Raw genomic sequence first — 16790 nt, 5'->3', positions numbered from 1 at the left:
CACTTAGAGCAAAGAGTATGTTTTTTGAACTGAAACAAATCATTCAGCATGCGGTGACTTGCCAGTCAGCATCTGTAAAGTGCGTACTGGCGACTGTTGTGGGGCTGGATGGCTCATCATATCGCAAGCCTGGCGTTCGGATGTTAATTACGGAGCATTGTGAGACAGTTGGCGCTGTGAGTGGAGGCTGCGTCGAAAAGGAAGTGATGAGACAGGCACAGGCGGTCTTTAGGGATGATGTGGCTTGTGTGATGACCTATGATGGAAGGTATAGGCTAGGGTGTGAAGGCGTTTTATTTATCCTGATTGAACCTATTTTGCTTAGTCATAAATTTTTACGGATTTGGTCAGATATACTTGATAGTAGATTGCCTGTTTCATTAGTTTCACAATATCAAAAAGAGGTCAGTCAATCTCCCCAATATGGCACCTACCTAAGATACAACGACGAAAATGTTCCACTGAGCACAAGTTTTGACTTTAGCGAAAGCTACCAAATATTTCAAGAAACATTGACGCCACCTCTTAGGCTAGTGATTGTTGGTACTGAGCATGATGCGGTCCACATGGCTCGCTTGGCTAGTGATAGTGGGATGGAGGTAATTGTCGTTAGTTCGGTGAAAGATCCTCGTGTGCCAAACGATTTTTTGGGAGCATCAGCAGTTGTAGCGCTGGAGCCAGATGATATCCAATCTTTGGGTTTGGATGATCAAACCGCTATCATTCTGATGACGCACAGTTATTCGCGTGACTTTCAGTATGCGCTAAACCTACTCCAAACCGAATACTGTTATTTTGGCATCATAGGTTCTCATAAGCGCAAAAACATGCTATTAGATGAACTCCTTCAGTACAATGAAGAGTTGGATATAGATAAGCTAGAGCATGTACATTCTCCAGCAGGTTTGGATATTGGGGCGGTTACGCCGCAGGAGATTGCCCTTTCTGTGATAGCCGAAATCATTTCATTGGTGAGGCAGCGAGACGTTCTGCGTGAGAGCGTTCATGTCAACATGATCCAAAAGGGGTAGATGGGACTAGCAGCAATCGTATTGGCAGCAGGAGCATCTACGAGAATGGGACAAGCCAAGCAACTCATGATGATTCAGGATGAACCTATGATCAATAGAGTGTTTAATCTCATTGAACCACTTTCATTTCCGATCGTATTTTGTGTGACAGGAGCACACCATAAAAGGATATGCGAAGTGATTCCTGATGAAGTAGGTGTGATTCATAATAAACGTTGGTCGACAGGCTTGGGAGGAAGTATACAGATCGGGATCAATCACGTTATGGATCGAAAGGAGATCGACGGAGTTTTTCTTTTTCTAAGTGATCAGCCATTTATTTTGACCAGTGATCTTAAGAAAATGGTTGAATTGTATTCTGCGAACCCCGACTCCTGCATAGCGTCATCATATGGTGGAGTACCAGGCGTTCCTGCTATTATTCCCCGACGTTATTTTTCGTCTTTGTCAAAATTAGAAGGGAGTACTGGTGCGAAATCCATGATGACCCAAACTGAAACAAATCTTGTCTTGTTTCAGCACAGTCGCGAATTGGTGGATATTGATACCATTGAAGACTATCATAGCGCAATACATTTCTTCTGATATTTTATCATATTCTCTGCGTAGCATTATCCCAAGCTTGGTCTAATGTTATGAAATAGCTCATGTAGTTGTATATTCATTAACATGCCTTATTGGCTATTAATTCAAAAATATTGATGAGTAATTGACTCACTGCCAATAGGTATTATAAATGCCAAGAGTATGCTATTGGGGGCAGGTTAATAAGTGCTAGCGGTCCTAGGACGAACGAGCCATGGATTTGCAAGTCTCGCTTCGCTTTAAGACTTAAAAAAGCTGTGAAATCAATTTTTTGACCTTCCGAAGGCTTGCGGAGAGTAGAAAAATGCATTTTTGAGTCTTCAGCGGATTTGCGGAATGTAGAAAAACCAATTTTTCACCTTCCCACAGGCTTGCACAAAGTAGAAAAACCAATTTTTGGCTATTAAGTGGGCTTGCGGAAAGCAGTAAAATGTATTTTGTGGTTCATACAGTCAGACGAGGGAATGTTACATACTTCTGCTGATGGTATTCATGTCCTCTGTGTAGCATTATCCCAAACTTCGTCCAATGTTATCAAATAGCTCATGTAGCTGTACATTCATTAACATGCCTTTCTTGCTATTAATACAAAAATAATGATGAGTAAATGGCTCAGTAACATGTGTTTATCACTTTTGTAAATAAACGAGCATGAATATTCAACTAACCACTCCATCATTCAAAGGAATGCCCCACCACTCGAAGCGTGCCAGGGTTGTGTATCTTTTCAGAGCAGTACAACAGTTTTTCTTTTCTATGATTTCGCAGTTCACCGGATCGTTAAGATCGCCACTCAAGTCGAACTAGATGAAGAAGTCAGAAAAACGCAGTGTTGATATCCTTATATTGTCAGATATCCACCTAGGCACCTATGGTTGTCGAGCGAAGGAGCTGCTCGTCTATCTCAAGAGTATATCTCCCAAGGAAGTAATTCTCAATGGTGACATCATAGATATATGGCAGTTTAGTAAGCGTTACTGGCCCAAAAGCCACATGAAGATCGTGAGCTATATCTTTAAGTGGATCTCAAAAGGTGTCAAGGTAACGTATCTCACGGGCAATCATGACGAAATGCTGCGTAAGTTCGAAGGCTTCACGGTCGGGTCATTCGAGTTGCAAAACAAGATGGTGTTAGAGCTGAATGGAGAGAAGGCTTGGGTTTTTCATGGAGACGTATTTGATATCACGATGCAGCATTCGCGCTGGGTAGCTCAGTTGGGAGCGATAGGGTATGATTCGCTCATTATGATCAATCAGGTGGTCAATTTCGTCAGCGAATTTATGGGAAAGGGACGGATTTCGCTTTCTAAGAAAGTGAAAAATAGCGTGAAGAGCGCGGTGAAATACATCAACCAGTTTGAACAAACCGCAACAGAGATTGCCGCGGACAATGGGTTTCGCTATGTCATATGTGGACACATTCATCATCCCGAAATGCGAGAGTATGTCACAGAGAAGGAACCCGTCATGTACTTAAACTCGGGAGACTGGATAGAAAATTTGACCTCACTGGAGTACAATGATGGCAAGTGGTCGATTTTTCAATTCAAGGACGAGGACTTTCCTCAGTTGAAAACAGGAAAGGATAGAGAGCAAGAGTTAGAAGAAGAGATCATGGATTTGTCCGACAAAACGCCGAAAGAACTCTATGGGCGTATGCTCCAAGAGATGTTGAAGAATTAAGAGATTAAGCAGTAGTCAATGAAGATATTATACGCGATACAAGGAACGGGAAATGGTCATTTGAGCCGTGCCATGGATGTGATTCCCGCATTAGAAAAACGGGTCACAGTGGATGTGCTCATCAGTGGGATACAGGCAGATCTCAAAGTTCCTTTTCCAGTCAAGTATCGCTATGATGGGTTGAGCTTTATCTTTGGTAAAGGTGGCGGAGTGGATATACTCAAGACGTTTCGAAGAGCAAGTGTCCGAAGACTGATTCGTGATATCAAGAGCTGCCCTGTGCAGGACTATGATTTGGTGATCAATGATTTTGAACCCGTGTCAGCGTGGGCTTGTCGAATCAAAGGGATAAAGTGTATTGCGCTTAGCCATCAAAGTGCGTTGCGTTCTAGTTTGGTACCCAAACCAAAACATGCTGATTGGATGGGGTCTCAGATTCTCAAAAACTATGCACCTGCCAGTGACTATTATAGCTTTCATTTTAGAAAGTATGATAACAAGATTTTTACGCCCATCATTCGCAATGATATCCGCAATCAGGAGATCACAGATATGGGACACTTTACGGTGTATCTACCTGCCTATGGTGACAAGAAATTGATCAAAAATTTGGCGAAAATAAAGAATGCCAAGTGGGAGGTCTTCTCTAAACACACGACGAAAGATTATAGCCAAGGCAACGTCCATATTCAACCCATCGATGGGATGAAGTTCGTGCAGAGTATGGCTGCTAGTGCAGGCGTGTTGTGTGGGGCTGGATTTGAGACGCCTGCTGAGGCGATGTACCTGACTAAGAAACTGATGGTGATCCCTATGAAGCGTCAGTATGAGCAGCATTTTAACGCAGAGAGTCTGCGCGAGTTAGGAGTCCCAGTACTCCCTAAACTAGGCAAGAAGAGTAGAAAAGTACTGCAAGAATGGGTAGATGAGGGAAAAGAGATTCCTGTTTATTTTCCTGAGCAGACCCAGTTTATCATCGACAAGGTGCTGCAGGAGCATATCTCCGCACCAGAAATAGAAGAGGTGAAGAAAAAAGCCCCGCTTTTCTCCTTGCCAATCCTGAAAATATTATCCTAATATGATTTTTACGAAAGACGATTTTGGCCCTAATTTCCATTGGGGAGTGAGTACTGCGGCCTATCAAATAGAAGGTGCACATGATAGTGATGGCAAAGGGCCTTCTGTTTGGGATCAGTTTGTCTCTAAAAAAGGTAAAATTCAGGATGGGTCGAATGGCAACCATGCCTGCAATCACTACCATAACTATGCTGAAGATGTAGCACTTATCCAGTCGTTGAATATTCCCAATTATAGGTTTTCCATTGCTTGGTCTCGTATTTTTCCAGAAGGAGTGGGCTATATCAATCAAGCAGGAGTGGACTACTACAACCGATTGATAGACGCCTGCCTAGCCAGTGATGTGGTGCCGTGGATCACCCTGTATCATTGGGATCTTCCGCTTGCGCTTCAGCGTAAGGGGGGCTGGGTCAACCGTGAGGTGTTGCACTGGTTTGAGGAGTATGTCACGGCATGTGTCAAACTTTTCGGTGACCGAGTCAAAAACTGGATGGTGCTCAATGAACCAATGGTGTTCACGGGAGCAGGGTATTTTTTAGGGTATCATGCACCAGGCGTCAAAGGGATTAAAAATTTCGTACCAGCGATGCATCACGCTACGCTGTGTCAGAGTCTGGGTGGACGGATTATTCGTGACCTATGTCCAGATGCGCATATCGGGACTACATTTTCGTGCTCACATATCGATCCAGCGAGTCAAGAGACGAAGGATATCAAAGCGGCTAAGCGTTTTGATGCCTTGCTCAACCGCTTATTTATAGAACCAGCGATGGGGCTAGGCTATCCTGTGGAAGATCTACCAATCGCAAAGCGCGTAGAGGACTATTTGGAAGTAGATGATGAGAAGAATATGCCTTTTGACTTTGATTTTGTAGGCTTACAGAACTATACGCGTGAGGTAGTCAGGCACAACTGGTACATTCCCTATCTACAGGGACAGATTGTAAAAGCCGAAGACAGAGATGTGGAAAGGACGGAAATGGGATGGGAGGTCTATCCCAAAGGGATCTACAAGATGTTGAAGCGATTCAATAGCTATGAGAATGTCAAGTCAATCCTAGTGACTGAGAACGGCGTAGCGTTTGATGATCAGGTTGATAGCGGCTATGTCAAGGACCCACGCCGAGTCAAGTTTTTGCAGTCCTATATCTCCGAGGTGCTCAAAGCGAAACGCAACGGAGTGAAAGTGGACGGATACTTTATTTGGTCACTGATGGACAACTTTGAGTGGGCAGAGGGGTACGCGCCTCGTTTTGGGATAGTACACAATGATTTTGAGACACAAAAACGTGTCGTGAAGGACTCTGGGTATTGGTACTCGCGCTTTTTGAAGTCATCTAAGGTGATGCTTAGCGATGATCCCAAGAAGTCGATGGTTTAGCTTTTTTGATTGTAGAACGACAGGCTGTCAAGAGAAAAAGATGGACAGTTCGAAGAAGTAAAGGAATGTCAAGAAGATCGCCATGGACAGTTTCGTATCTAGGGTCATAAAGACAAAATGATAGAGCAATGCACCCAGTAGGATTATTTTGATCAAAAAATTAAAGAACCCCATCATGCTGCCTCTCTGCTTGAGGTGTATGATATCTCCCTGAGTCGAGCGGTAATCCATCGTCACGGGCAGAGAAAAGATAGTTGACCGGTGTACAGTAGCGACTTGATTCTTTCGCATGTATTTAACATCTCCTTTGTCGAACTTCATATGAAAGTCTGGAAAATGAACGACATCATAGTACCCGTAGGATTTACCTCTTTCAGGAGCTACTTGTCTGTTGACCACTTGATAGTCATCAGTTTGTAGGGGTAGGTAAGTGTCTACCTCCAGCAGTATATTGAACAGCAGCATGGCGACTGTACCCACATTGAAGAATTTAAGTAGGTATTTGATTAGCTCATTTTTTTCTCGGATCGCATCGCGTGTACGCTGCTGTGCATAGGCTCTGGCTTTGGCACGATACTGACGGTATGCCTCTGCCTCTGGATCATAGTCATAGTCAGACTGAGAGGGTTTGATCGTCTGAGGTCGAGGACCTACAGTGGTTAAAAATTTGTAAGCCTCATGGATTTGAATGAAACGCTCTTTGGCATCTTCATACTTGCTAATGTCTGGATGATATTGCTTAGATAGGGAACGGTAGGCGGCTTTTATTTCTGCTTTTGTAGCACCTTCATGGAGACCCAGTATGTCAAGATAGTAGTTATGCGTCACGTGGAGGAGTTTGTTTTTTGGATGTGGAAAGCTAAAAAGAATTGGGTGTTTGTTAGGGAAAAGTGTTTAAAAAATTAGAGTTGATTCAATAGCTCTTTTTGGGGATCAATTTTTTCAAAGGCTCAACTTATAATCTCTCGACAAATCTAAATATACGGAAATAGCTGTAATGACAACTTCGGGAAGTCAGTAGTGCAATTCAGTAGAATTCACCAGAGTTAGACTTTATTCATAATTCGAAAATCAAATATTAATTGGATACTGACAAATACACATAGGTAGCTAGCGAACAAACACTGTGCATATATAGAGTCTGTCTTTGTAGTTTATTCGAGGTGAAAATCAATTCGAATTAATATGAAAAAGTTAACCTTACTGATAATGATGGGTTTGTTGTCCTTGAAGTATTCTTCAGGGCAAGCCCAATGTACAGCTCCATTTCAAAATGTGATGGAGAATTTTGATGTCGTACCAGATCCTAATGATCGGTCGGTTCTTCCTGATTGTTGGAGCTCTTATTATACTGCACCATACAACGGGCGTGAGAATGGGTCGATTCAGGTTTATAATGGGGAGTTAGCCATGAACTCTACCTATGGAGGGATAGCCTTTACACCAAATCTCAACAATGTAGATGGTGTGATTAGTTTTAAAGCGTATAAAGGATACTCAGGCACAATGACCTTGGATATGGGCTTTTATGTAGGTTCGACATTTCATATTGCTCAGAGCTATACCTTGTCTTCTACAGAGCAAACATATACCTATGACTTTTCCACTTATACAGGTACATCAAATTCTAATATTGCATTTAGACATGGTAATGGAAATGGCTCTGCAGTGAATTTGTATATCGACGATATAGATTATAGAGGGCAGTGTCTAAACCCAGGGAACCCTACAGCAATTGCAAAGGACATAACTGTATCACTAGGGTATAATGCGCCTGAAGTAGTCGTGAGCGCGGCTCAAATCAATAACGGGTCTAAAGACGACTGTGACATTACGATCACTAATTTTAGCCTTGACAAAACTACATTTACTTGTGATGATCTGGGAGAAAACACCGTGACACTGACAGTAGTGGATGAAGGTGGACGAACTGACACGGATATAGCGATCATTACTGTAGAGCCCTATGTGGATATAGCAGTTTATACTAGTACAGGGATCGTTTTGGATGAAAATGGAGAAGCGAGCTATACAGTCGAGGAACTCAATCATGAAAACAGTTCAGCCTGTAGTGCTATTACGTATAGTTTTAACCAGCTAGAGTTTAGTTGTGCAGATATGCCATATACAGATGTGACGGTTACGGCTACTTACGACGGAGAAACAAAGTCCTATACACGTACTTTGAGCATCAAAGATGTAACTGCCCCAGTAGTGACGGTTCAAGACATTAGTGTGACCTTAGATGAGACGACCAATGAGGTAGCCATTACGGCAGACATGGTAGATGATGGTTCTACAGATGTCTGTTCGTCAACGTTGACTTACTCACTATCCAAGACGCAGTTTGACTGTTCAGATGTAGGAGAAAACGTGGTGATACTGACGGTGACAGATGAGTCAGGCAATAGCAATACTGCCGAAGCAACGGTGACCGTTCTTTCGACTATCACAGATGAGACCTTGACTAGCTCGGTGACCGAGTTTTGCCCAGATGGTACATCATCTGATGTGACCATCTCTACAGGAGGGTCTGAAGTAGGCGTGAGTTATTACCTAAGAAATAGTGCAACGGGTAGTGTCGTAGATGGTCCGATTGCTGGTACAGGCAATGCGTTAGACTTTGATGCAGGTACACTCAGTGAGACGACTACATTCAACGTCTACGCCGAACCTGATGAGGTAGAAGACTATGCGTTGGAGTTTGCTCAGGGAAATCAATATGTTGCTGCTGGAGAAGATGTAGATTTTAACTATGATCAGGGATATACCATGGAGGTTTGGGTTAAATCCTCTTTTAATACAAGCTATTCACATGCGTTGGTAGAATACGGTACGAGTGGAGCTAGTGATATTCAAATCTATGTTCAGGGTACAACAGGTTATTTGACAATTGTTCATGATAGAAACGGATCACCCAATACTTATTTTCAGTTTCCTCAACCACCAACTAACCAATGGACGCACATAGCAGTGACTTATGATGGGGGTACAGCGGGTGTTAAAGCTTACTATGATGGAGTGGAACAAACTAGAACCAACGAAGTGAACCCGACAGGTTTGTTGCCCAAGCGAGCTGGGGCTACTTTAAATATCGGCCGAGCGTTGACATTTAATAATGCTACTGATAGTTATTCGGGGCTGATGGATGAGCTCAGGTTATGGAGTGTCGAGAGAACCTCTACAGAGATATCTGATAATATGAACGCTGCCCTAACTGGGGCAGAAACGGGACTCGTATCCTATTTTGATTTTAACCAAGAAGGATCTTCTGTTTTGACAGATCTTGCTGGTGACAATGATGGTACGTTGACAAGCATGGATCCAGCAACAGACTGGGTGAATGGAGTATTTTATCATGAGGTATGTGGGGTGTCGATGATGTCTGAGGTAACCGTCGGAGACGGTACTGCTCCTACGGCGATCGCACAAGATATCACTGTACAACTGGATGCGAATGGCAATGCAGCGATCACTGCTGAGGACATAGACAATGGTTCGACTGATAACTGTACAGCAGTTGGTGACTTGGTCATGACGCTAGATCAGAGTGAATTTGATTGCACCATGTCTGGAGAAAATACGGTGACGTTAACCGTGACGGATGCCTCAGGCAATGAAGCAACAGCTACGGCAGTTGTCACGATTCCGTCATTGATAGAAGATGCGGTGGTGAGTACAGAGACTACATCTGTTTGTCCAGGATCAACTGCTACGATTAGTCTGGCGAGTTCTATGGAAGGGATCAGCTATTATCTGCGCAATGCTGCGGATGAGAATATAGCAGGACCTATAGCGGGAGATGGAGAAGCATTGGATTTCGAAACGACAGCCATCAATGCCGAGACTACTTATCATGTGAGTGGTCAGTTAGAGGCATCTGAAGATAACAAGGCCGTGCAGTTTGGTGGAACCAGTACAGCTGCATATGCTGAAATCGCATCTTCTACTACGATGCAATTGTCGGGCAGTTTTACACTAGAAGCATGGATCAACCCTAGTACTTACAACAATTACGTGCCAATTATAGAGACCTATGATGCATCAGGAGGGTATATATTAAGGTTGCAATCGAATGGAATTCCTGAAGCTTATGCGATGTACAGTTCTTCAAGTTTCTCAAAACTGGTGGGTAATACGGCGGTACCAGCAAATCAATGGAGTCACTTGGCTTTTGTTTTTGACGAAGAGAATGACAACATGACGCTATACATCAATGGTACTAGCGTGGGGTATTTGGCTTCCACGATTGATCAGAGAGGTAGCGGGACGACTATCAAGCTAGGAGCCATAGGAGCTAATGCTCAGAGGTATGGTCAAGTGACGGAGGATGAAGTGAGGATTTGGAATGGTGTTCGTACGCATCAGGAGTTGCTCGATAACATGAATACCTCGCTATCAGGGGATGAAGCCAATTTGGTAGCCTATTACACTTTTAATGACATGACTTTTGCGGCTAGTGACATGGTGATCACTGACCAAAGTGGTAATGGCAATGACGCAGTGATCAAAGGGGTCTATGATGCTGAAAATATTATAGAAGGGGCTGACATTAACCCAAGTGTAGTGTGTAGCGGTGATATGTCTACTACGGTGACGATTACACCAGAGGATGTCACAGACCCAGAGGTCGTGACGCAGGATATCACCGTGGGACTAGATGGTAATACGTCTGTGACGATTACGACAGAGGATATTGACAATGGGTCTTCGGACAACTGTAGTGCATTGACTTTTGCCTTGGATGTGACCACATTCACGGATGCAGAAATAGGTGAACATACGGTAACCCTGACAGCTACGGATGCTAGTGGTAACTCGGCGACTGCCACTGCCACAGTGACTGTAATAGATAAGTTGACTCAAACCATCACTTTTGCTGCGATTGCAGACCAAGTATACGGAGCAGAACCAGTTGATTTGGATGCTTCGGTGGACTCTGGTTTAGAGTTGACCTATAGAGTCGTTGATGGGCCAGCGACGATTTCGGATGCAGGAGTCAATTTGACCGGTGTAGGTACAGTGACTATAGAGGTTTCACAAGCTGGAGATGAAGATTATGCAGAGGCTATTTCTCAGCAACAAAGCTTTGAAGTCAGTCCTGCGACATTGACAGCTACTGCTGATGACTTGGAGGTTATTTATAATGGGTCAGTTCCTGAGCTAATGGTGACTTATACTGGTTTTGTTAATGGAGATGATGTGTCAGACCTGACAACAGAGCCTACCTTGACGACAGATGCAACTGGTGATGCAGGAACTTATGTGATTAATGTCACTGGAGGAGAAGCTTCCAATTATACATTTACACTAGTAGCGGGTTCATTAGAGATTACACCGGCAGCCTTGACGGTGACGGCTGATGACCAGCAGATCAACTATGGAGATGCTATTCCTGCCCTTACCATGACCTATAGCGGTTTCGTGAATGGAGAAGATGAATCAGCTCTTGATACAGAGTATGTTTTAAGTGTGGATGGAGATGGTGTCAATGCAGGAACTTATACTATCCTTGTTTCTTCCAGTGCTAATACTTTAGCGCGCCAATCAGCCAATGCCAAAATAGACAAAGAGGCTTCTGAGGGTAACTACAGTATTACCACAGTCAATGGTACATTAACAGTGAATAAAATACCATTGACCATCACTGCTAATGATCATGCTTTAGTCTATGGAGAGACCATTCCAGAATTTGGTATGACATATAGTGGCTTCATTAATGGGGAGAGCCATGAGAATTTGCTCTCCCTCCCGACAGCTTCTGTAGATGGAGGAGTCAATGCGGGTACCTATGATATAGTCTTAGCCTTTAATACTATGGAAGAGCTTGCTAGACAAAGTAGTGCTTCTAAATCAGTAGTCGCAAAGGCAGATAACTATGAGATCACCTTGGTGAATGGAACCTTGACGATAGCACAAAAGGAACTGACGGTAACTCCAGATGATCAGACGATGGTCTTTGGGGAGGAACTGCCTGAGTTGACGATGGCTTATTCAGGATTTGTAAATGCGGACGATGCATCAATGCTAGATACTGCTCCTGTAGCGAGTACCACAGCTACGAGTAGTAGTGATATAGGCCAGTACGATATCACTGCAGCAGGTGCTTCGGATGTGAACTATAGCTTTGTGTATGTCACAGGTCAGTTGACCATAGGAGTTGCCACTGCTACGATTTCTATTACTGATTTAGACAGACATGCTAATGGTTCAGCAATCATACCGACAGTGACGACTAGTCCAGCTGGCTTGAATGTGATATTGACCTATGACGGATCATCTACCGCACCTACAGCAGAAGGAACTTATCAGGTAGTGGCTACCATAGATGAGCCTAACTATACAGGCGATGCGAGTGCGACATTGGTAATAAATCAAGTGTTGTCAGCGGATGACTTGGAGCAAGAGATAAGTTTCTATCCTGTACCAGTGATGGATCAAGTAACGATAGTGGCTAAACAAATAGATAAAGGCCAAGTATTAGTCTACGATATCCAAGGACATCAAGTCATGAATATGAGGCTATCCCAAGGTCAAGGGCAGTATAATGTGAGTGCGTTGCAAGCAGGGTTGTACATTTTTGCAATCATAGATGAAGAATCGAACTTCATCAAGCGACAGAAGATAATAGTTCGATAACAGTGATTTTCACAACAACCGAAAGCGGCCTGATATCAGGCCGCTTTTTGTGTTTATAGCGTAATGTAGATTTCTAGGATACGTTACAGGATTACTGGACTTACCCAATTGCTGACCTAAGAGTCAGATGCAACATCTGTCGCATCGATTGTTGAATATGTGATATAGATATAATTGGCTTTTTCGTCAATTGCGGGTAATATTAGGTTGGTTAAGAAGACAAGGATTCATGGTTAGAAGATTACTAAAGAGCTGCTATAGCCTAGTAGTGGTACTGATGGGTGTGGTGATGGCCGTTCATGGGACGGAGAGACTAAACCAATACGTCTTTACTGCGATAGACGAAGGAATGAGTAAACGTGCCGTGACGTCATTTGCTCAAGATAAAGAAGGGTTCATTTGGATTAGTACTTTTGGGGGAGGTCTATATCGTTATGATGGGTTGGATTACAAGCAGTATAATTTTGAGCCAAATGATTCAACATCTCTGAATAGCAATGTGGTTTTTGGTATTTACAATGACAGTCAGGGAGTCATGTGGGTCATAACAGACAATGGTGTTTGTCGGTTCAATAAGGATAATGACTCTTTCGACCGGTTGAAAGTTATAGTAAATGGGGTCGATGTAAGTGATCGTTCATACTTAGCAATGGCGGAGGACGATCAAAGCAATCTGCTTTTTTCTGCAGGAGGTTATGGGCTGCTGCGTTATGATCGCCAGACAGAGACCACTGACCAGATTTCTGTCCAACGTACTTCAATTGGGCAGCTACAGATTGAGCAGATATTGACGACTACTTCTGGTGAAGTGTATCTCGCGAGTAGCGAAGGCCTGATGATTTTTGACTCAAAAAACAAACAAGTAAAGAAAGCAACTTTTGACGATGCTAGCGGAGGGTTTGAATTGGGAGGGTCGATTATTTCTCTTTACGAATCCAAAAATGGAGATCTCTGGGTAGGGACTCAGCTGGAGGGGGTTTTTAGGCTCTCGCACCGTGATGATCGGGGCAATGGCATTTGGTCGAAACAAAATATACCCGTATCGAACAAGCGCATTTTATCCATGATGGAGGATAAGGGTGGTTTGATGCTCGTCGGGACAGAAAATGATGGGCTGTGGTTAATTAACGAAGAGGGGGAGGTAGTGGATAGCTATTACTATGACAAGTTCGCTGGAGATCATATTAAAGCGAACTCAATTTGGTCACTCTATCGAGATCATAACGACCGTATTTGGCTCGGCTACTATGACAAAGGGGTAGGGTTATATGATCCGAATTATGACAAGTTCAATCATCTCATTAGTCAGGCGAATGACCTGAATTCGCTACATGTGGGTTCTGTTAGTGGTATTGTAGAAGATCGTCAAGGGAAGTACTGGATTAGTATGGATGGGGGTGGTATTGATATTTATGATCCCGAAACTGGCATATTCGAACATACATTAGGACATGATCCGCGAATCAAAGGAATGAAAAATAAAGCCGTGCAGGCACTGTTAATGGATCAGGATTTTGGGTTGTGGGCAGGCAGCTGGGAGGGAGGATTGTTCTATCTGCCCGAGGGAAGCGAACGCTTTCAGCATTTTAATCTCGTGAATAATGAAGGAGAAACTGAGTCGATTCGTATCATATCGCTGGCACAAGGGACAAGCGGTATCCTGTGGTTGGGGACGTTTGGACACGGTCTTTTGTCTTTTGATCCCAAGACGAAACAGTTTACTACCTATCTTGGAGAGGATTTTTTGCAAAATGAATTGGTTAACGTAGATGTTCGTACAGTACTAGTCGATACTAAAAATGATGTCTGGGTAGGGAGTACACGAGGGTTGTATAGACTCTCGCATGCGGGTGGGGATATCACCTCTTGGGAGGAAATCAAGTTGCCTCAAGGGGATGCAAAGCATCATGCTAGTATTACCCATGTCGTTTCCTTGTTTGAGGACTCAAGGCACAATATGTGGATAGGTACGGACGGAGGGGGGCTGTGTCGTTATGATCCATCCACTGTTCGTTTCGAATGGTACAATTCTGAAAACGGCCTACTGCAAGAAACCATAAGTGGTATCATAGAAGACGATCAAGGTAAGATTTGGCTAAGTGGTCAGTCTGGGATTACCTCTTTGGACATTGATACTGGATTCACTCAGCAATATTCGGTGCATGATGGATTGCTGTCTAATGCATACAATTTCAACGCGACGCACAAAAATAACAAGGGCGAGTTGTTTTTTGGCAACTATGCGGGGATTGACTATTTCAATCCTAAGGATTTGATCACCAATAGGGTTAAACCAAAGGTCTATCTCACAGAGTTTCGTTTGTTCAACGAACCAGTATTGCCGAGTCAGAATAATGCAATTCTACAGCAAGTTATTTCAGAGACCGAGGCGATCACTTTGAGGCATGATCAGTCTGTATTTACCATTCAGTTTGTAGGATTGAACTATACCAGACCAGAAGAAAACGAATATGCATTCTATCTGGAGGGGTTAGAGTCTGACTGGAACTATGTAGGTAACAAGCGAAGCGCTACCTATACCAGTTTGACGAGTGGAGAGTATGTCTTTCGGGTCAAAGCAGCCAATAACGATGGTGTTTGGGGAGATGAAGTTCGAGAACTGACGATTACAGTTTTACCTCCGTGGTGGAAGACCAAAACAGCTTTTATGCTATATCTCTCCATGTTTATGTTTCTACTGTATCTGTTTTTTAGGGTGATTAAGATACGAGTCCACGATAAGCAAGCGGTGCTCACAGCTGTGGAAAATAGAAAAAGAGAGGAAGAACTGAATGATAAAAAAATTCAATTCTTTACCAATATCTCACATGAATTTAGGACGCCTTTGACTTTGATCATGAATCCGCTGAGAGATATACTGCATGATCCTAATGTAGCGCTGCCAGAGCGTATGTTGGATAAGCTGCAAGTGATGTACAAAAACTCTGACTTGCTGAAACGATTGATTGATGAGTTGATGGACTTTAGAAAATTGAAGTTTCAAAAGTTAAGACTGAAAGCGGAACTTTTGGATGTAGAAAATGCCGTTAGAGCCGTTTGTGATTACTTTCAAGAGGAAGCTCTTTTTAAAGAAATAGATTTGGACGTGATACCAAATCCAACCGAGCAGCTGCTATGGATGGATCGCGGGATGTTGGAAAAAATAATGTTTAATCTACTTTCCAATGCTTTTAAAGTTACGCCTCAGCAGGGGAGTATTCAGGTGCATACAGAGCTTGCTAGCCATACCTATTCAGATCAAAACACGGTTTATAGTTTGAAAATTAGGATTCGAGATACAGGTCCAGGTTTGGATGAAGATCAGTTGGATAAGATTTTTGAGCGCTTTTATCAAGTGGACAAAAAGAACAAGGATTATTTTGGAGGCACAGGGATTGGACTTGAAGTCGTCAAGGATTTCATCACTTTGAATAAAGGAGACATTATAGTGGAAAGTGAAGTGGGCGTGGGGACGTCATTTGTACTTTGTTTCCGATTAGGGGATGATCATTTGGAAGAAGGTGATAAAGTAGATGCAATTCTACCTGATGAAACCCTGATGACGCCAAATTATAGCGAGAGGCTAGTGGCTAGCGAGGAGAGAGAGGTCGTGCCTGAGCAAAAGCGAAAAACCATTTTGGTCGTGGAGGATAATCTTGAACTACGAAAGTATTTGAAGAATGAGCTAAGTCTAGTCTATAAGGTGTTGATGGCTAAAGATGGACAAGAAGGATTAGAAATGGCAGTCAAAGAGATCCCTGATCTGATTTTGACGGATGTAGTGATGCCGCGTATGACAGGACTAGAACTATGTGCAGCGGTAAAGGGCAATTTGAATACGAGTCATATTCCTATCCTCATGCTGACAGCTAAGAGTAGTGCAGATGAGCATCTCGAAGGAATAGATACTGGTGCAGATGCGTATATCACCAAGCCTTTCGATATGCGATTGGTACTGAGTCAACTGTCTCAGTTGGTTCAGAGTCGTGAGGTGCTCTTTGCCAAGTATTTTAAAGGAACCGCTACGAAGGAGGATGTAGGAAGTACAACGACACTTGACAAGGGATTTATCCAAAAACTATTAGACTATGTCCATGCCAATATCTCCAAAACAGACCTGAGGGTAGAATCTCTAGCAGATGAATTGAACCTGAGTAGGAGTCAGTTGTATCGGAAAGTGAAGGCTATTACAGGTAGTTCCGTCAACGAATTTACACGAAATGTGAGACTGAATCGTGCCCATAAATTGATCGAACAAGGCAATACGAACATATCAGAAGTCAGCTATAGTGTTGGGTTTTCGTCTCCCTCGTATTTCACGAAGTGCTTTAAGGAGTATTTTGGGTATTTGCCTACAGACACTCCTTCGGTTTCTTGATTTGGTGTGTTTTTAG

At 43.2% G+C, this 16790-nt stretch carries 8 protein-coding genes; 7 read left to right on the top strand and 1 reads right to left on the bottom strand.

Features of this window, described 5'->3' with window-relative positions; translation table 11 throughout:
• Positions 1 to 17 precede the first annotated feature (17 nt).
• The 5 genes from BUB99_RS09710 (at position 18) to BUB99_RS09690 (ending at position 5757) form a co-directional block, all read left to right on the top strand.
• Positions 18 to 1031: an XdhC family protein gene (locus BUB99_RS09710; protein ID WP_073121981.1), complete on the top strand. Its 1014-nt coding sequence runs from the start codon at positions 18 to 20 to the stop codon at positions 1029 to 1031.
• A complete protein-coding gene (locus tag BUB99_RS09705) occupies positions 1032 to 1616 on the top strand; it encodes a nucleotidyltransferase family protein (protein ID WP_073121979.1) in 585 nt (194 codons plus the stop codon). It begins immediately after the preceding gene.
• 807 nt (positions 1617 to 2423) lie between these two features.
• A complete protein-coding gene (locus BUB99_RS09700) occupies positions 2424 to 3299 on the top strand; it encodes a UDP-2,3-diacylglucosamine diphosphatase (protein WP_073121977.1) in 876 nt (291 codons plus the stop codon).
• Between the two features lie 18 nt (positions 3300 to 3317).
• The gene (locus tag BUB99_RS09695; RefSeq protein WP_073121975.1) at positions 3318 to 4376 is read left to right on the top strand and encodes a glycosyltransferase family protein; all 1059 of its coding nucleotides are present in this window, start codon (positions 3318 to 3320) and stop codon (positions 4374 to 4376) included.
• A gap of 1 nt (position 4377) precedes the next feature.
• The gene (locus tag BUB99_RS09690; protein WP_073121973.1) at positions 4378 to 5757 is read left to right on the top strand and encodes a GH1 family beta-glucosidase; all 1380 of its coding nucleotides are present in this window, start codon (positions 4378 to 4380) and stop codon (positions 5755 to 5757) included.
• Positions 5758 to 5784: 27 nt separating this feature from the next.
• Here BUB99_RS09690 and BUB99_RS09685 read toward each other — a convergent pair whose 3' ends face one another.
• Positions 5785 to 6585 (bottom strand): DnaJ domain-containing protein, encoded by an 801-nt coding sequence (locus BUB99_RS09685; protein WP_073121971.1) that lies wholly within the window; start codon positions 6583 to 6585, stop codon positions 5785 to 5787.
• A gap of 357 nt (positions 6586 to 6942) precedes the next feature.
• Here BUB99_RS09685 and BUB99_RS09680 point away from each other — a divergent pair, with 357 nt between their 5' ends.
• A complete protein-coding gene (locus BUB99_RS09680; protein WP_073121969.1) occupies positions 6943 to 12396 on the top strand; it encodes an MBG domain-containing protein in 5454 nt (1817 codons plus the stop codon).
• A 229-nt stretch (positions 12397 to 12625) separates the two neighbouring features.
• Entirely contained in the window at positions 12626 to 16774 is a 4149-nt protein-coding gene (locus BUB99_RS09675; protein WP_073121967.1) for a two-component regulator propeller domain-containing protein, read from the top strand.
• The last annotated feature ends 16 nt before the right edge of the window (positions 16775 to 16790 follow it).

The organism is Reichenbachiella agariperforans (genome assembly GCF_900142205.1).
In the GTDB taxonomy this organism is placed as follows: Bacteria; Bacteroidota; Bacteroidia; order Cytophagales; family Cyclobacteriaceae; genus Reichenbachiella; species Reichenbachiella agariperforans.
This window is presented reverse-complemented; position numbering and strand designations above follow the sequence as displayed.